This window comes from Pseudomonas sp. P1_F1_2 (assembly GCF_056405815.1).
Window position 1 is genome coordinate 45,958 of record NZ_JBFUBK010000022.1, and the last position, 16,175, is coordinate 62,132.

General features: G+C 54.1%; 18 protein-coding genes and 1 pseudogene. 3 read left to right on the forward strand and 16 right to left on the reverse strand.

From position 1 onward, the window contains the following. Positions 1-22: 22 nt before the first annotated feature. From AC1D2P_RS09200 to AC1D2P_RS09235, 8 genes are all read right to left on the reverse strand, one after another. Complete coding sequence (locus tag AC1D2P_RS09200) at positions 23-931, reverse strand: MurR/RpiR family transcriptional regulator (RefSeq protein ID WP_223523245.1); 909 nt, start codon at positions 929-931, stop codon at positions 23-25. Between the two features lie 118 nt (positions 932-1,049). Then, positions 1,050-1,814 (reverse strand): ABC transporter ATP-binding protein, encoded by a 765-nt coding sequence (locus AC1D2P_RS09205; protein ID WP_046028165.1) that lies wholly within the window; start codon positions 1,812-1,814, stop codon positions 1,050-1,052. A gap of 18 nt (positions 1,815-1,832) precedes the next feature. Beyond that, positions 1,833-2,945 carry a succinylglutamate desuccinylase/aspartoacylase family protein gene (locus AC1D2P_RS09210; RefSeq protein ID WP_077430451.1) on the reverse strand — a complete coding sequence of 371 codons (1,113 nt, stop codon included), beginning with the start codon at positions 2,943-2,945 and terminating at the stop codon, positions 1,833-1,835. An 8-nt stretch (positions 2,946-2,953) separates the two neighbouring features. Next, the gene (locus AC1D2P_RS09215; RefSeq protein ID WP_223523243.1) at positions 2,954-3,652 is read right to left on the reverse strand and encodes an ABC transporter permease; all 699 of its coding nucleotides are present in this window, start codon (positions 3,650-3,652) and stop codon (positions 2,954-2,956) included. A gap of 14 nt (positions 3,653-3,666) precedes the next feature. Beyond that, positions 3,667-4,356, reverse strand: coding sequence for an ABC transporter permease (locus AC1D2P_RS09220; RefSeq protein WP_109787048.1), 690 nt, complete (start codon positions 4,354-4,356; stop codon positions 3,667-3,669). Between the two features lie 91 nt (positions 4,357-4,447). Continuing rightward, positions 4,448-5,224, reverse strand: a complete 777-nt coding sequence (locus AC1D2P_RS09225; protein ID WP_077430450.1) for an ABC transporter substrate-binding protein — start codon at positions 5,222-5,224, stop codon at positions 4,448-4,450. Between the two features lie 247 nt (positions 5,225-5,471). Next, entirely contained in the window at positions 5,472-6,755 is a 1,284-nt protein-coding gene (locus AC1D2P_RS09230) for an epoxide hydrolase family protein (protein ID WP_177412264.1), read from the reverse strand. Positions 6,756-6,827: 72 nt separating this feature from the next. Then, the gene (locus AC1D2P_RS09235) at positions 6,828-7,082 is read right to left on the reverse strand and encodes a hypothetical protein (RefSeq protein ID WP_223523241.1); all 255 of its coding nucleotides are present in this window, start codon (positions 7,080-7,082) and stop codon (positions 6,828-6,830) included. Between the two features lie 263 nt (positions 7,083-7,345). On the opposite strand from AC1D2P_RS09235, the gene AC1D2P_RS09240 reads away from it, so the two are divergent. The 3 genes from AC1D2P_RS09240 to AC1D2P_RS09250 all read left to right on the forward strand — a co-directional run bounded on the left by AC1D2P_RS09240 (position 7,346) and on the right by AC1D2P_RS09250 (position 8,919). After that, the gene (locus AC1D2P_RS09240) at positions 7,346-7,786 is read left to right on the forward strand and encodes an Ohr family peroxiredoxin (RefSeq protein ID WP_046028155.1); all 441 of its coding nucleotides are present in this window, start codon (positions 7,346-7,348) and stop codon (positions 7,784-7,786) included. A gap of 79 nt (positions 7,787-7,865) precedes the next feature. Then, positions 7,866-8,315 carry an Ohr family peroxiredoxin gene (locus tag AC1D2P_RS09245; protein WP_477757584.1) on the forward strand — a complete coding sequence of 150 codons (450 nt, stop codon included), beginning with the start codon at positions 7,866-7,868 and terminating at the stop codon, positions 8,313-8,315. A 145-nt stretch (positions 8,316-8,460) separates the two neighbouring features. Further along, a complete protein-coding gene (locus AC1D2P_RS09250; RefSeq protein ID WP_046028153.1) occupies positions 8,461-8,919 on the forward strand; it encodes a MarR family winged helix-turn-helix transcriptional regulator in 459 nt (152 codons plus the stop codon). A gap of 53 nt (positions 8,920-8,972) precedes the next feature. Here AC1D2P_RS09250 and AC1D2P_RS09255 read toward each other — a convergent pair whose 3' ends face one another. The 8 genes and pseudogenes from AC1D2P_RS09255 to AC1D2P_RS09290 all read right to left on the reverse strand — a co-directional run. After that, positions 8,973-9,473, reverse strand: coding sequence for an outer membrane beta-barrel protein (locus AC1D2P_RS09255; protein WP_046028143.1), 501 nt, complete (start codon positions 9,471-9,473; stop codon positions 8,973-8,975). A gap of 105 nt (positions 9,474-9,578) precedes the next feature. After that, on the reverse strand, positions 9,579-11,150 hold the full coding sequence (locus AC1D2P_RS09260) for an EAL domain-containing protein (protein ID WP_477757583.1): 1,572 nt from the start codon (positions 11,148-11,150) through the stop codon (positions 9,579-9,581). A gap of 355 nt (positions 11,151-11,505) precedes the next feature. Beyond that, a complete protein-coding gene (locus AC1D2P_RS09265) occupies positions 11,506-12,474 on the reverse strand; it encodes a helix-turn-helix domain-containing protein (protein ID WP_109787044.1) in 969 nt (322 codons plus the stop codon). Positions 12,475-12,673: 199 nt separating this feature from the next. Beyond that, complete coding sequence (locus AC1D2P_RS09270; RefSeq protein ID WP_109787043.1) at positions 12,674-13,069, reverse strand: hypothetical protein; 396 nt, start codon at positions 13,067-13,069, stop codon at positions 12,674-12,676. Positions 13,070-13,241: 172 nt separating this feature from the next. After that, on the reverse strand, positions 13,242-13,505 hold the full coding sequence (locus tag AC1D2P_RS09275; RefSeq protein ID WP_477811400.1) for a hypothetical protein: 264 nt from the start codon (positions 13,503-13,505) through the stop codon (positions 13,242-13,244). A 297-nt stretch (positions 13,506-13,802) separates the two neighbouring features. Then, entirely contained in the window at positions 13,803-14,285 is a 483-nt protein-coding gene (locus tag AC1D2P_RS09280; RefSeq protein ID WP_046028136.1) for a hypothetical protein, read from the reverse strand. Further along, a complete protein-coding gene (locus AC1D2P_RS09285) occupies positions 14,282-15,103 on the reverse strand; it encodes a winged helix-turn-helix domain-containing protein (protein ID WP_109787041.1) in 822 nt (273 codons plus the stop codon). The genes AC1D2P_RS09280 and AC1D2P_RS09285 overlap by 4 nt, the downstream gene beginning before the upstream one ends. A gap of 875 nt (positions 15,104-15,978) precedes the next feature. After that, positions 15,979-16,175, reverse strand: a pseudogene (locus AC1D2P_RS09290) (hypothetical protein); the annotation flags it as partial.

A 16,175-nucleotide genomic window follows, 5' to 3' on the forward strand; every position in this document is an offset into this window, starting at 1 on the left:
TGATGACTGTCCCCTAGCGATATCACTTTTTCGGCGATTTGCTTCTGGAAGGGATATGCAGGTATGACATGACGCTTTCAGTCAGTTCGGTCGCCAGCTTGACGGCTTCTTTGTTGCGCGCCATCACACCCGCCACCAACCCTTCGATTAAAGCGAGCACAGCGATGTTGGAGCTGGTCATTACCGGATGGTCGGCAGGGGCAAATAAAACATGTTCGGCAACGCCGGTGAGAGGTGACGCGGGGGAGTCAGTGATTGCCAGCACCGAAGCCCCGCGCTCATTGGCAAAACGGGCGAGTTGCAAGGTGTCGAGGGAATAGCGCGGCAGGGAGATAGCCAGCAGCACGTCCTGATCGGTAATTGCAGCCAGGCGGTAAGCGGCGTTTTCGTTGCCGCCCTCCATGCTGATGGCGGTGGCGTCCGCACAGAAGGGCATCAGGGTTGAGGCCGCGAGACCGGCGAAGTAGACACTGTTGCCAAAACCCAGGATGTAAATTTTGCGGGCTTTGGTCAGGCGAGTGACGAACGCCTCAAAGGTGTCTGCATGGTTGTTGGTCGCCGCCGCGGCAAGGTTGCTGGTGGCGCTCTGAATTTGTTCATGCAGACCAAACGCGCCGCCAGGACGATGCGCCAGTTCGTTGCGCAGTTTGTCGACCGGCGACACCATCTGCTGCAACGTCGCGACCAGTTCGGACTTCATGCCGGTATAGCCACCCAGGTTCAGCGCCTTGGCCAAACGGTTGACCGCTGCGGGTGAGGTGGACGTTTCATGGGCCATTTCTTCGATGGTCAGCGTCGCGGCCCTCAGCGGGTGACGCAGGATAAAATCCGCCACCTTGCGCAGTGACGGCGGTAAATCGGAAACGATTTCCGCCAGTTTGCGCATCACCGGCGCGGCATAGACCGTGGTGTTTTTCGAAGGGGTCGGCATATCCGGCTCAACAATTCCAAAGGGTTAGGGAAGGCCTGGCATAAGGTTGGCTGGAGTGTATCCGAAGCCGAACCTCGTTGTGCATCGCCAGGCCAAGGAGTGGTGAGCGAGCCGGTGATTATTTCAGGCTGCCGGCCAGAAACTGCTGGAGACGCTCGGACTGAGGATTGACCAGCACTTCGCGCGGGTTGCCACGCTCTTCGGCCTGGCCCTTGTGCAAGAACACCAGTTGATTGGAGACCTCGCGGGCAAAGCCCATTTCGTGGGTCACGACCACCATGGTGCGTCCTTCGAGTGCCAGATCCTGCATGACTTTAAGCACTTCGCCGACCAGTTCCGGGTCGAGTGCCGACGTCGGTTCATCGAACAGCATTACTTCAGGTTCCATGGCCAGTGCACGGGCAATCGCCACGCGCTGCTGCTCACCACCCGACATATGCGCGGGCCAGGCGTCCATGCGGTGCGCCACGCCGACTTTGTTCAAGTAGTGCTCGGCTTTTTCCCGGGCCTCTTTCTTGTTCATGCCCAGCACATGTACCGGGGCTTCCATGACGTTTTCAAGGGCGCTCATGTGCGACCAGAGGTTGAAGTGCTGAAACACCATCGATAGTCGCGAACGCATGCGTTGCAGCTGCTTGGGTTCAGCAGCCTTGAGCCCGCCGAGTTTATTGGTCACCAGTTTGAGCTGTTCGCCATTGAGCACGATGTTGCCGGCGTTGGGTTGCTCCAGCAGATTGATGCAACGCAGGAAGGTGCTTTTGCCGGAACCGCTGGAGCCGATGATGCTGATGACATCACCGGCCTTCGCTTCCAGGGAAACACCCTTGAGCACTTCATGGGCGCCGTAGCTTTTGTGAAGATCCTGAATTTCAAGTTTGTACATGGTTTCAACTCTCTGGAATCAATCGCTGAGCAAACGGCCTTGGCGAATAGGGGACTTGCCGGCCACTTTGGCCAGCCACAAACCGGGCTGGGCAAAGCGCAGGCGTTCGCGGGCATACAGGATGCCGTCGGTGCTGGCGTGCACCACGCTGTGTTGATCGGTCAGCGGATCTAGCACTTCGAACAGCGGATCGCCGACCTTGACGTGGGCGCCCAACGGTTGCAGATAACTCACCACCCCCGGATGCGGCGCATAGGCGTACTGCGCACCGGCGAACGGTGTCGCTTCACAACGACTCGGTGGCGCGGCGGGCCAGACTCCGCTAATCAGGCCTTGGTCGGCGAGATAGCCAAGAATGGCCTGCGCACTGTCGACGCATTGCTCTCGTTCGGTGTCAGCCATACCGCGCAATTCGATGGTGGTGGCCACGCATGCCAGTGGAATATTGGCGTGCGCAAAGCGCTCGGCCAGGTGCAGCCAGGGAATCGCGCAGGCTTCATCGAAAGCGTTACCTCCCGCCGCCTCAGCCAGCAGGGCCACCTCAGCGTCCAGGCGGGCGGCCAATGAACTCAAGCGCGGCCAGTTTTGCGGCATTGCATACAGCAGCATGATCGACTCGAAGTCGCAGTGCAGGTCCAGCACCACATCGGCATCACAAGCATGCTGCATCAACAGTCGCCGCAAACCATCGAGCTCCGATGTCGCTGCCGGCAGGTGGGTGAGTGCGTCGCGCATGGCGCTACGGATCAGTGCGATGTTGGCGTTGGCATCCTCGCCCAACTGACCTTCCACTTGCTGCGCTACGGACTCAGTCAGTTCCGGGAAGTCGCGATTGAAATTCTTCCCGCTGGAGAACTCAAAGCGCCCCTGATGGGTGGCCTGGAACATCTGGGCAATACCAATCGGATTTGCCATCGGCACCAACTCGATTATCCCGTTCAGGCGACCTTGCTCTTCCAGTTCCTGCAGACGGCGCTTGAGCTCAACAGCGACGCGCATCCCCGGTAGCTCGTCGGCATGCAAGGAGGCCTGGATGTAGGCCTTGCGCGGTCCGCTGCCAAAACGAAACAGCGACAACTTTCGCTCTGTGCCCGAGGCACTCCACGGCAAAAGGTATTGAATGTGCTTCATAACGCTCCTTAGTGCTTGCGCGGTGCCAGATAGGCCAGCCAGCGGCGCTCGGCCAGTTTGAACAGACGAACCAGGATGAAGGTCAGGACCAGGTAGAGGAGGCCGGCCGTGATGAACGCCTCGAACGGCAGATAGAAGCGCGAACTGACGGTTCGCGCGGCGCCAGTGATGTCCACCAGCGTGACAATGGACGCCAGGCTGGTGGTTTGCAGCATCATCAATACCTCGTTGCTGTACTGCGGCAGCGCCCGGCGCAAGGCCGATGGCAGGAGGATGCGGCGGTACAAAGTCAGGCGCGACATGCCCATGGCTTTGGCGGCTTCGATCTCGCCATGGGCCGTGGACTTCAGACTGCCAGCCAGGAGTTCCGCGCTATAGGCGCTGGTATTGATCGCGAAGGCCAGGCACGCACAAAAGGTCGCGCTGGACAGGTAAGGCCAGAGCGCGCTTTGACGTACCGCTTCGAACTGCGCCAGCCCGTAATAGATCAGGAACAATTGCACCAGCATTGGGGTGCCGCGAATCACGTAGGTGTAGAGCCAGGCCGGGAAGTTGATCAGCGGTGAGCGGGAGACGCGCATCAGCGCCAAAGGAACCGCAAGCACCAGGCCAACGGCCAGGGAAATCAGCAGCACTTTCAAGGTCACCAACACGCCATTGAAATACAGCGGCAGGTTTTCCCAAATCAGGTTGTAGTCGAGAATCATGGGTGTGCTCCCAGTCACAGTTCGGCGGCTTTGATGCCGACCGAGTAGTGTTTTTCCAGATAGCGCAGCACCAGCAATGACACGCTGGTCAGCATCAAATAGAGCGCGGCAACCGCGAGGAAAAACGTGAACGGCTCATGGGTGGCGTCCGCTGCGTTTTTGGCTTTGAACATCATGTCCTGCAAACCGATCACCGAGATCAGCGCGGTGGATTTGGTCAGCACCAACCAGTTGTTGGTGAACCCGGGAATGGCGAAACGAATCATCTGTGGCACCAGAATCCGCCAGAACACCTGAGCGCCACTCATGCCATAAGCCGCGCCGGCCTCGCCTTGACCTTTGGGGATCGCCATAAAGGCGCCGCGAAAGGTTTCCGAAAGATAGGCACCAAAAATGAAGCCCATGGTGCAGACGCCGGCGATGAAGGGGTTGATGTCGATGTACTGGGTGTAACCGAGTGCGAGGGCCATGCGGTTCATCAGATCCTGGCCGCCGTAGAAGATCAGCAGGATCAACACCAGGTCAGGAATGCCGCGAATCAGGGTTGTATAGCCTTCGCCCAACACCGCCAGCCATTTAAACGGCGACAAACGAAAGGCCGCGCCGATCAGTCCCAGGGAAATGGCCAGGGTCATGGAAGTCAGGGCCAGATTAATGGTCAGCCAGGCGCCATCGAGAATGCTCGATCCGTAGCCGTGAAGCATGATGAAGTTCCTCAAGCGAGCGCCGGGAGGCGCACGAGACAAGCCAAAAGCGGCGCCCGCAAGGGGCCGGCGCCGGGGTTTCGGGTAGGGCTTATTCGCCGTAGATATCGAAGGCGAAGTACTTGCCCATCACTTGCTGGTACTTGCCATTGGCGCGGATCGCGTCAATCGCCGCACTCAAGCGCGCAACGTTCGCACTGTCGCCTTTGCGTACCGCGATCCCGGCGCCTCTGCCGAAGTATTTCGGGTCGTTGATGTCCGGCCCTACCAGTGCGAAATCTTTACCCAATGGTGTTTTGATAAAGCTCTCATCGGTGTTGACGATGTCTGCCAGCGTGGCGTCCAGGCGACCTGCAGCCAGATCGAGGAAGGCTTCATTTTGTGAGGAGTAGCGCACCACCTCGACGCCGACTTTCTCAAGCTGCTCGGTGGCGAAACGGTCATAGGTCGAGGAGCGTTGCACGCCGAGCTTCTTGCCTTTGAGATCGACCAGCGGGTCGTTGATCACGTTGCCGGCCTTCATCGCGAACTTGCCCGGCGTGTGGTAGTACTTTTTGCTGAAGTCGACCGACTTCATGCGGTCTTCAGTGATCGACATCGACGACAGCACCGCATCGATCTTGCGCACTTTCAGCGACGGGATCATGCCGTCGAATTCCTGGATGACCCACTCGCATTTGACCTTCATCTCTTCGCACAGCGCGTTGCCAATGTCGTAGTCGAAACCACTGACGTTGCCCTCTGGCGTCTTGAAGGAGAAGGGTGGGTAGGCGGCTTCGATACCGATACGCAAGCTGCTTTCGTCGGCGTGTGCCAGCAAGCTTGCGGCGCACAGTGCCAGAGCACCTAGAAGTTCTGTCTTGTTCATATTGTTGACTCCTTGGAGGGGGCGTTTGGGTGATACGAACGGCCGACCGATCTGGCGAGGTGGGCCGGTTTGCGAGACTATGATTGGCACACAATATTTCATAAATCAATATAGTGAAAAAAAACATATCAGAATGGGCGGCAAGTGGCAGTCCGGGGGAGAGGGTAATTACAGCGATGTATCACCGACCCCTTGAACGAAAACGGGCGCCGATAAGGCGCCCGTTTTTTCAGGTTCTTCAGGTCGGCTAGCGTATCGTTCGGAACGCCGCACGAAGTTCTTCGGTGAACAGCTGCGGCTGTTCCCAGGCCGCGAAATGACCGCCCTTGGCGGCTTGGTGGAAGTAGATCAAGTTGCGATAGGCGCGCCGGGCCCACGACTCGGGAGGGCAGTAGACGTCCTGTGGAAACACCGTGACGGCCACCGGCAATGAAATGTCAGCAGTCTTCTGGGCTGCCGAAAAAAGCGGGCTGCGTCCCATGTTCTCCCAGTAGAGCCGTCCTGCGGAGGCAGCGCTGTTCGTGAGCCAGTACAGTGTGATGTCGTCCAACACCTCATCTTTCGTCGGTGACTGTTGAGGGTCGGCGCCGTATGTCCACTGGGCGAAACCTGGGTGCACGAGCATAAGCGCCGCCAGGAATACCGGGGAGTCGGATACGCCGTAGCCCATCATTTGTGGCCGCGCGGCCATCATTGCGCTGTAAGCCAGATTGCCCTGTTTGACGAGCGTGGCGAGGGCGTCGAAGGTCGCGCGCTCCTTCTCGGAAAATTCCGCTGGCGCGGGACCTCCGGCAGCGAGCGCCGCGACCGCTTCCGGCGGTACTGTGGCTGGCAAGTTAAGGTGAATGCCAAGCAAGCCGGGCGGAGCCTGGCGCGCCATTGCGCTGGTAATCGGAGCACCCCAGTCGCCACCCTGGGCGACGTAATGGGTGTACTCAAGACGTTGCATCAGTTGCGCCCAAACCTGCGCGATAGCGTCCGGGTCCCAACCGGTGCCATTCGGCTTGCCGGAGAAACCGTAGCCTGGAATCGACGGAATCACGACGTCGAATGCATCGGTGGCATTGCCCCCGTGCGCTGTCGGATCAGTGAGCGGCCCGATGACTTTGAGGAACTCGAGCACAGAACCTGGCCAACCGTGGGTCATGAGCAGCGGCATCGCGTTCGGGTTTGGCGAGCGAACCCAGATGAAGTGGATGTCTACGCCATTGAGGGTGGTTGTGTACTGCGGCAAGGCATTGAGCTGCGCTTCGACCTTGCGCCAGTCGTAGTCTGTGCCCCAATAGCGAACCAGCTCTTGTAGCTTGGCCAGTTGTGCGCCTTGAGAGCGATCGGTCACCGTTTCTTTGTCCGGCCAACGTGTCGCTGCAATTCGATTGCGCAGATCGACAAGCTCCTGTTGCGGAACATCGACGTGGAAGGCGCGGATGGATTTGCTGCTGTCGGCGTCAGCGGCGCTGATGAAGGGCGAAACAGCAAGTACGATAGCCGTCGCAATGGCGGCGAGTACGGATGAATGCTTGATCATCATTTCCTCACTTGAGGGCCATGATGAATGTGTCCGACAACCTTCATCATGAGAGGCGTATCGAGGTAGAACCTGTCACTGAGGCTGCTCTTGATCTTGAGGTCGCGCAACAGTGTTTTTATGGAATGACCCAAACACTTTCTCATGCACTCCCGGGTTCATGCCGGGAAGCATGCCGGGCTCGATGGTCAGGTAATCCGTCTCGGAACTGATGTGCAGGATTTCCAGCAGCGATCGTGAAAGCGATCCGAATCGCGCAACCAGCGGTTCGGCCCCGGCGATGAGCCGCATGTACCGCTCATCGCCGAGTCGTAAAATAATCTTTGACATGATTGGGGCTTTGGCTGAGTATTAATACATCGTATGCGATCAGATCGAAAGCGATAACAATCAACCACAACCTTTGCCGTTGGAGATTCAGCCATGAACACCGGAAGCCGCTACACAATCTCTCACTTCAGCGATCACGCTTCCCATAGTCACAACGGCAACAACTGGATCACTGCCTCCGCTGATTGATAAAAGGCATTTTTTTACTTATACGCATCGCATGCGATTTTATCGCGCAAATATGAAATCCCGAGGAAACATCCATGAGCAAAATCGAAAAAGTACTGGCTACCGGCAAAACCCACACCACCCACAGCGGTGTCGGTGGCCATAACGGCAACCTTGATATCGTATTGTCGTCCCCCGGTTCCGCCCAACCGACCCACCTGTTTACCGCCACCCAGCCGCACCCGAAAGCCGAACAACTGTTCGCCGGTGCGTGGTCGGCCTGCTACACCGCGGCAGTAGGGCTAGTGGCCCAGGAGCGAAATATCGTGTTGCCAGCGGATCTGTCCGTCGACATCGAAGTCGACCTGGGCCAGACTGGGACGGCCTATTTCCTTCAGGCCCGACTGACCCTGCGCGTGCCGGGGCTGGCACACGATGTTGCGACCGAACTGGCGCACATCGCCGATTCCATCTGCCCTTACTCCAAAGCAACACGCGGCAATATCGACGTTGCCCTGAACGTTATTACGGCGTGAATCCTGGATGTGTCACTAATATCGCGTGCGATACAAGCGCATGCGAACAGCGCAAACTATAAACCTGAAGGAAATCATCATGAGCAAGATCGAGAAAGTACTCGTCAGCGGTAAAACCCACACAACCCTGAGCAGTGCAGGCAGCACCTCGCGCGGGCATAACGGCAACGTGGACATCGAACTGTCATCGCCCGGCGGCGCACTGGCACACGCGTTTACGGGCGTTCAGCCGCACCCGAAAGCCGAGCAACTGTTCGCCGGAGCGTGGTCGGCCTGCTACATCGCAGCAGTGGGGCTGGCGGCCCAGCAGATGAAGGTGACATTGCCGGCCGATACGGCCGTCGACATCGAAGTCGATCTGGGTCAGACCGGCGCGGCCTACTTCCTCCAGGCCCGACTGACTCTGCGTGTGCCGGGTCTGGAAGAGGGGGTAGCGACCGAACTGGCGCACAACGCCGATGCAATCTGCCCTTACTCCAAGGCAACACGCGGCAACATTGATGTTGCCATTAACGTCCTTACCGCTTGATGCACCGAACAGCCGGCTCACCAGGGGCATCCCTGGTGAGCGGGTCAGATAACAACGGCAGAAGGGTTGGCACTTCCGATACCATCGCATGCGATGTATAGTCGAGCCTTACAACCCCAAACGTCTTTGGCCACAGAGAATGATCATGAAACCCGCTAAGAAGACTTCCGCCCTCGATCTCAAGCTTTCTGACTTCCTCTGTTTTGCGGTCTATTCCTCCAACCTCGCCTTTGGCAAGGCTTACAAGCCTATGCTCGAACGGCTCGGCCTGACTTACACGCAATACATCACTCTTGTTGCGCTGTGGGAGGAAGACAACCAGACCGTTGGCAGCCTTGGCGAAAAGCTGTTCCTGGAATCCAATACCCTCACGCCAATCCTGAAGAAGTTGGAGGCGATGGGTTATTTGCTGCGCCAGCGCGACCCGGAAGATGAGCGGCAAGTGCGGATCAGACTCACAAAAGAGGGGCGACAACTGCGTGAAGGCCTGACCGAAGATGGCTTTCCGCAAACCGGACTTGATCCCGAAGACTTCGTACAAATGCAGAAGGCTATTGTGAAACTGCGGAACAATCTCATCCGCACGACGAAAGACAGGGAGTAAGTGGCAGGGAGTGCATTGAGCGACCAGCAGGGTCGCTCAAATTCAAGTTGGCGTTAAAAAAGAACGTAGGCAGATGCCGTTGTTTGATTCAGGTCGATATCGCCGACCTCCAGTACTTCATATTCCGCGCGGATGCCAATGTTGCGGAATACATCAAACTCAATGCCCGCACCGTAGGTCAGATCCACGCCAGTGTCATCATCGCTGGCATTGCCATCAGCATCCCAGGCGTGAGCACCGACGCTACCGAAAACTCGCAGCCGGTCTCCCAGCGGAAAACCGATATGGGCGGCGGCCTGAACAGATTTGCCATCGAAATCAAGATCCTTGTCCTCGAATTGGCCGAGATCAACGAAGGCACCTTCAAAGGCCAGATAACCGTTGAGACGATAGCCGGCAAAAACCTTATAGCTGTTGTCTTCATCGCTCAGGTGAGATTTGTCGGTTTCAATGTTGGTTACGCCAGCTCCAAGATACAAACCTTTGTCGTCCGCGAGTGCCTGAAAAGACAGCAACGAAAGCAGAGTAGCGCAGGCAAGGTTGCGAAATAGCATGTGAGGTGGAGTCCTTCTACAGGTTGTCGATTGTGAGGTGTTCGCCAAGAATTTGGGTGACTGCGCAGATTGATAGAAGTCATTGATTTATATTTATGGGTTACTTCAATCAGTCTGAGGATTGAGGCTCACAGGGCATTGAAAGAAACGTCTTGCCAACGCATGTGCGGGGAGTTCTTTAGAAAATAACCAACCTTGAGCCAACAACATGCCTTCTGAAGCGAGGTGCGGTAGTTGTTGTTGAGTTTCGACACCCTCGGCGACGACCTCGAGCTTTAGCGCTTTGGCAATGTGGGTGATGTGTCGCCACAAGGCGTCCTTGGCGGCGATTTTGTCCTTCGTGATGAATGAGCGATCTATCTTCAGCATGTCGACAGGCACTGACTCGATGAACGAGAGGCTGGAATAGCCCGTGCCAAAGTCATCAATGGCAATCCGATGCCCGCACGCCCGAAGTCGGTGCAATTGAATGGATGCACTTTCATGGTCTAACAAGGCTCTTTCCGTGACTTCAAAGGCGATGGCAGACGCCGGTAGGTTGTACGTAGCCATGATGCTGGCGACAAAGTCTGGAAAGGTTGAATCGAGAATGTCTTGAGCGGAAAGATTCACCGCAATGTAGAAATCCTTGCATGCCCAAAAATAGGTGCTGTAATCCTCCGCGACCTGGCGCATGACCGAGCGCGTAAGCTCGCAAATCCAATCGGACTTCTCTGCCGCCGCGATGAATACATCCGCCGGAATAGCGGCTCCTTTGAGGCTCCAGCGAGACAGCGCCTCGGCGCCGACCAGATGTCCTGTCCTCAAATTAACAATAGGCTGGTAGTGAACGTTCAGTTTGTTCGCTCTTGTGGCCTTGCGTAACTGAACGACGGTGGAGGTGTAATAGCTGTGAATCCGCCATGCGATGTAGACCAACGCTTCCAGCATGAACGCCAGAACAACGAACAACTTCCATCTGAGCGCTGTCAGGTCACTCAGCGCAACTGAGAGGACTGAGATCAGTTCGTTACGGTTGTTGGGAAAGGCGACATAGGCTTTGTCTGTCGTGGTAACTAGTTCTTCAAGGGGGAACGGCTCTTGCAACTTCAGGGGCTGGCGGTTCATAGAGGTAATGGACGCCATACCGCCTGGACCGCGCAGGTCCAATTGCACCTCTTCCGGAAGGTTCATATTGTCCAGAAGTATTTCCTTGTTGACCCAAACGTAAGCTGATTGCTGCGAAATAATGATGAAGTCTGTATCCGCGGAGGTGGCCTGGTCGGAACTGATCTCATAGGTTCGCCCTTTAACCAGGATCCGGTTGCTTTCGTTTCCCGCTGACACCGATGTGATTTTTTGCCCGTAGGATGAGCAGATCCTGCCATTCTCAAGTTGGACTGCCGCTTGATAAATAAATCGAAAGTTCTTCACCGTGTCCGCTATTTGTGAGTACTGCTCACCGGAGCATTCCTGGCTTGAACGATCAAAACGGCTGAGGGCTTCCAGTGCTTTATCGATTTGCGTGTTGGGTTCGACTTGAGCGGCACTGAAATCGTCGTGAACGTTATTCAAGCGCTGCTCAAAAATATTCTCTGCAAGCTGCCCGGAACAAAACCATGCGATTGAACCCGCTGCAGCCATTGCGCATAAAGCTAAGGTGTATTTTCTAAACGAGGCTTTATACGCTGCGATCATAAAAACTCCGGAAAACATTATTTGACTTGGCGAGACCTGACTTGGGAAGTAGCAGTCGGGGAGATTAACCGTCAATCAACCAGGCTAACGCGACACCACACAAGTAGGCAGCAAGACAAAAGATGATTTTCTGTTTGAGCGGCAGTGAGTTTAATCGATAGCGCATACTTATCCCCTTGAGTTAGAAATAAGAAATAGTGGCAATTAAGAGGGATGAATGAAAATTATTGATCGTTATTTTTGATGTTTCTGTTGCTCAAAGGTGCGTCAGCTGCAGGGCATGAAAAGTCCTGCAGCGATCCGCATGAGTCAGATTTTTCTCGATCAAGAGTTGTGCCGCCGTGGCTTTAAATATTCAGCGGCTGGAGGATGCCAGTTTTGCAGAGTTGCGCCTGGCCGTTACTGAAGGGGTTTCACCGTAAGCGTCATGATACGCCTTGGAAAAACGGCTTAAATGGTGGAAGTTCCAATACATTGCGGTTTCGGTAACCGTTGGCCAGGTTTTACGGATCAAGTCTCGGCGGACATTGGCGAGTCTTAAATTTCTTACGTAGGCGATCGGCGAAATACCGAATGTTTCGACGAAGCCATGATGCAAAGTGCGAGTTGTCGTTTCAAGCTGTTTTACCAGCGCCTTCATGCTAAGCGCCTTTTTCGTGTTTTTGTGAATGTATTCTATTGCTTTTATTGCGACCGTTCTTCTCGTCGGAACTTTAAGCGCCAAGGTACCAACAGGTGTCAGCGCCTGAAGTAGCGAAATCAATAGCGCACTTTCAATGGCTGAAACTTCTGAGCAGCCACGTTGTTTTAAAGGCGGGTCATTGACGTTCACGCAGTAGGCGTTGATGGCCTGAATGGCAGATTGCATTAATTTGAAATTGGCAGCCTGAAAGCGGTGTTCCTTTCGATAGGCAAGAACATCGACAGTTGAGTGATTTTCGAGGCACTGCTCGTAATGTTCCAAAGTCGTGGTCAGGGTAAAAAGAGTTTCATTCGGTTCGCAGGTGTAATGCACGGGTTCACCGCTATACAGCACGATGATTTCGTTAGGGCGCAATTCATGATTGTTTACAGTTGGCCGACCTACAGAAGCCTGTGAAATGGCAAAGGTTACAAAGCCATCAGGAACAGAGCTAATGAGCGTGATCGCTGAATCAAATTCCAGTCTGCTGCATTGGAGTCTCGGGCTATGAATGAGCTTATGCTGCCGAATGCTTGCTTGATGCTCTGATGGGGTGAGGCTCATCTCCCAGCGACCAATCGTTCTATTGGAGTTGTCCGCAGGAGTAGAGGTTATATGAAAGACTTCATCAGGGATGCTCATGGAATTTAACGCTCTTCAACTAAATGGATTGTGCCAGGCAATGGCTGTCAGGGGCGGCGGTGTCAGTAGCTAAAGAAACCCGATCGAGAGAGTTTGACGAGTGATCCATTTGACCGCTCCTTGACAGCGACGCCCGGAAAACCAGACGCTGAGATTTAACAATCTTGTTACTCCCAAATCCTCTCATTCGGGGTATGGGCTAGGAGGCAACGACACTTGAAACGATTTCGATGTCGTTATCATTTGTTTTAGGCATCGATGTCAATGACTCGGGTATGAGCTCCAACGCCGCTGAAAATACGTACGCATCGCTTATGGGTAAATCCAGCAGGCTTTGAAGTTTGCCCGGCGCTATTTTCGAACCAAAGATGGCCGTTTTTTCACTTGTTGGGCCGAGGGCAGCTGCATCAAAGGCAAAAAAATCATCAGCACGATAGTCTGTGCAAATCTTGTAACGAGATTTTTCATCGTTCAGCATTTTTTGATTGCTTTCGATGCGTATCTGGTCGGCGCTGCAAGGTTCCTCGTCATAGGCCATGGCCTTGAGAGAAAGCAGTACACCGAACGATGCGGTTGCGAAGTTTTTTAGCTGCATTGACGTGCTTTCCTTATTAATGATTTTTCAGGCAGAGCAGAGTGTCAGCCGCATCACCGCCACGGCTTGGCCTGTGGATAGTCGTGCTCCCAGGCGACTTATGAAAGTCAAAAACTCATATTTGGGATGCTCAAGTAGCCGCTCTATTCGCAGATGACGGCCCGAGCACTTATCAAAGCGGGGTGAGCGAAAACGCTTGTCGCTCATTGGTAAAGTTTTGTGTGGGAGGAGGGAGTGGATTATCAGCTTCTCCCTCGTCGCCATGGAATTCATTCTCGGCGTGGATTTTCAAGTGCGACAGTTTCAGCTTTTCGTTCGGACTGACTTCTATTTCATAGAATTCAATTTCCGTGCTGCCGGTAGAGTACTMATCGTGAGCCAGCGAATGCAGGGGTATTGCAGCCAGAGACAGAGCTGCCAGGATCTTGGTTATCATCGAATTGACGGCTCGCAAAAAGTGTATGTTTTCCCCTGGTATCTCAGGGAAAGGTGTTTTAAACGAAACATAACTTGACCGAATGTCATGAGGCTTGTTTGGAGAAGTGCAGAGCCGGCTATCTGCTGAGTGGCAGAAGGCACGGCGCTTGGAATTTTAGAGGGGCGACTTTGAAGGGGGAGGGCGTTTGATTCAAATTAGTAATTATTATTTTTTGTTTGAACCAACTTCATTGGACTCAGGTACATCAATGCCTGTGTCAGGTCAAATTGACGTGAAGGCCTTTCTGGAGATGGATTAGTGGTTCATGCAACGCAAACGGCCAAGTTCATGCACATAGAAACAGACGGCGTTTTTTTCGGCGGTAGGGATAAGCTCGTAATTTAAAACGGCCCCTTCCTGCAACACATATTGGCGTCTGAAAAAAAGATCCGGCGTCTTCTCAATGGCGAACAGTTCGTTGTCCTGGCTAAGTTTGACGCTGCTGATTTTTATCTGAACGTGATGATTGCTTTCCCGGATGACATCCGCGGAGATAGTTGCATTACGAATTTTTCCGTTCAGGCTTTCCAGAGTGGTTTGTGTCAGCCGACCGTGGCCAATGGTTAGATATTCTTCAGTGTTGAGTTGGTTGGAATCTTCAAGCCATTGACGGGTAATGGTTTGATAACTGATATTTTCCATGTAGTAGGACGGCGAATAGTTCAACGAAAAAATACAGGCGGCGTTGATGATGCCAAGCACTATCCAGTGTGAAATTGCAGGTATTTTTGGCTTCATAGGGTTGCCTCCAAACATTGCTGGATAATCAATGCGAGGTCTTTTTGGTTGCTGTTCAATTGTAAGTTTGCAGTGCTTAGGTCCGGGCGAACACATGAAACGGAATAGTTTGATTTAAACAAATTCAACCAGACCTGCCCTTTCAAATTAGGTGAAAACTGTTGTACCTGCTTAGCTGACAGATCCCTCAGTGTTTCAGCTTCCGCGACACTGTGGCCAACGGCATGGATGACTAATTCGTTCTGTTTAACGCTGGAGATTTCTATTTTGGGTGTGTCGAATCCAGAGTGGAAACCAGTGAAGGCGCATACCCCCAAGGTCAATACATAGCCGACTGACTGGATTTTTGTAATGTAAGTTGATTTTTTAGTTTCCGCTGGGCGCACCAGAATTTCATCGGTTTTTGTTGGCGCAGGCTCTTCAATGGCAGGCGCAACAGGTTGCCCGGCTTCTTCTGCGGGCGTCGGCAAGTCTGCCTGTGCATCGACGACATAGTGACGGTTGAAGCAATATCCTCTTCGAGGAACCGTCATCAAAATCTCATGGTCCCGACTGTCGTTGAGAATGTTTCTAAGGGAGAAAACAGCCTGATTCAAACTGCCCGATGCAACGACGCGGTCATTCCAGGTGTAGTCGATGATCTCTTCACGGCTTTTGGTCTGACCGGGTTCCTTGAGCAGCAGGTCCAGTAGACGGGATTCAGCTCTACCTATCGTGGAGTTTTGTACATCTCCATAGGGTGTCGTGATGGAAAGCAAGGCGGTGTCTGGGTCGAAAAGAGCCATGGCACCATTTTTCAACTTGAAGGCGTAGTGCATGGGGGTCCTCCGTTCAGGTGGTTCTGGCTGAGTATAGAGACGGTTTTGATAGGCTGGATTTGACGCGTTACAGTCTTGCCGGAGAGATGAAAGGCTATGAGCGGGCAAGCGCAGAAGGTGCAGAGTGAGCCACTAGACAGTGCTGGAAAAGCCCATCAAAAATATCACTGGAATCAAGCAAGGGTAATCCACGGGGTTTCAATCGGGGGCAATGATGATGCTGGGTACGCGTCATTCGCGCTATCCGAAAAGTGCGAGGCCGGGGGCGGGACGGCCTACTATTTTAACTTAATGTTGCACTTCGGCTGAACTGATTCCCATTTGCGCGACAGGCTTTGATTGTCACTTTACGCGCTTGATCGCGCTTGCAAATTATCAATGACAACGGATTGGCGCGCCTCAAATGGCTAACAATCATTTTTGATACTTATTAACTTTGCATCAGGTTCACGGCAGTTTTAAATGGTTTTTGAGGAGCGTGGACGCAAACTGCTTTCGTGGTTTGTTTGTCGTGGCGCAAACGATCCTCACCTCTCGTTTCATATCCCTTTGCCCCACGTCCCTTCATTGCGGACGTGGGGTTTTTTTATGTCTTGTTGCGCCGCGTATAGAGCCCCATGAGGGTGACGGAGGCTGAACCAGCGCTCCCAGGCCCGGGAGGTTGAAGACGCGCCTCCAGGCCATTGGAGGCGGATAGTTGAGTGAGTGCAGGTGAGGGCAGGGCAGGTGTAGGGAAGGGAGAAAACGATTTCAGAGGGAGGGAGAAACGTGGGGGGGCGCTCATGACCGGGTAATTACATCGACTCATCTGTGACGCTGTAGCGTTAACCTGCCACTTTGCGTGTGCACCCAGGACACCAAGGTGTCTTTCAGGACTACAGGCATTCCAGTGCGGCGCGCTCGAAGCTGGAGGGCATGAAGGTTGAGACGAGCAGTTGACGCTCGTACAGATAAACCTTGCCACCCTTTTGTGTCTTGTAAGTCTCAAGCACTTTGTCTACGGCTACTTTACTCGACACCACGACCCTGGAACTGCGCTCGCTGTGGGACACGGCAGGATCGAGTTCATGGT

What these genes read in the sequence shown, in the direction of transcription:
- AC1D2P_RS09270 (WP_109787043.1), bottom strand. Translation starts at nt 13,069, where the DNA reads ATGCAGCTAAAAAACTTCGCAACCGCATCGTTCGGTGTACTGCTTTCT.
- AC1D2P_RS09230 (WP_177412264.1), bottom strand. Translation starts at nt 6,755, where the DNA reads ATGATGATCAAGCATTCATCCGTACTCGCCGCCATTGCGACGGCTATC.
- AC1D2P_RS09280 (WP_046028136.1), bottom strand. Translation starts at nt 14,285, where the DNA reads ATGAAGCCAAAAATACCTGCAATTTCACACTGGATAGTGCTTGGCATC.
- AC1D2P_RS09225 (WP_077430450.1), bottom strand. Translation starts at nt 5,224, where the DNA reads ATGAACAAGACAGAACTTCTAGGTGCTCTGGCACTGTGCGCCGCAAGC.
- AC1D2P_RS09235 (WP_223523241.1), bottom strand. Translation starts at nt 7,082, where the DNA reads ATGTCAAAGATTATTTTACGACTCGGCGATGAGCGGTACATGCGGCTC.
- AC1D2P_RS09265 (WP_109787044.1), bottom strand. Translation starts at nt 12,474, where the DNA reads ATGAGCATCCCTGATGAAGTCTTTCATATAACCTCTACTCCTGCGGAC.
- AC1D2P_RS09200 (WP_223523245.1), bottom strand. Translation starts at nt 931, where the DNA reads ATGCCGACCCCTTCGAAAAACACCACGGTCTATGCCGCGCCGGTGATG.
- AC1D2P_RS09220 (WP_109787048.1), bottom strand. Translation starts at nt 4,356, where the DNA reads ATGCTTCACGGCTACGGATCGAGCATTCTCGATGGCGCCTGGCTGACC.
- AC1D2P_RS09210 (WP_077430451.1), bottom strand. Translation starts at nt 2,945, where the DNA reads ATGAAGCACATTCAATACCTTTTGCCGTGGAGTGCCTCGGGCACAGAG.
- AC1D2P_RS09250 (WP_046028153.1), top strand. Translation starts at nt 8,461, where the DNA reads ATGAAACCCGCTAAGAAGACTTCCGCCCTCGATCTCAAGCTTTCTGAC.
- AC1D2P_RS09285 (WP_109787041.1), bottom strand. Translation starts at nt 15,103, where the DNA reads ATGCACTACGCCTTCAAGTTGAAAAATGGTGCCATGGCTCTTTTCGAC.
- AC1D2P_RS09215 (WP_223523243.1), bottom strand. Translation starts at nt 3,652, where the DNA reads ATGATTCTCGACTACAACCTGATTTGGGAAAACCTGCCGCTGTATTTC.
- AC1D2P_RS09255 (WP_046028143.1), bottom strand. Translation starts at nt 9,473, where the DNA reads ATGCTATTTCGCAACCTTGCCTGCGCTACTCTGCTTTCGTTGCTGTCT.
- AC1D2P_RS09245 (WP_477757584.1), top strand. Translation starts at nt 7,866, where the DNA reads ATGAGCAAGATCGAGAAAGTACTCGTCAGCGGTAAAACCCACACAACC.
- AC1D2P_RS09260 (WP_477757583.1), bottom strand. Translation starts at nt 11,150, where the DNA reads ATGATCGCAGCGTATAAAGCCTCGTTTAGAAAATACACCTTAGCTTTA.
- AC1D2P_RS09205 (WP_046028165.1), bottom strand. Translation starts at nt 1,814, where the DNA reads ATGTACAAACTTGAAATTCAGGATCTTCACAAAAGCTACGGCGCCCAT.
- AC1D2P_RS09240 (WP_046028155.1), top strand. Translation starts at nt 7,346, where the DNA reads ATGAGCAAAATCGAAAAAGTACTGGCTACCGGCAAAACCCACACCACC.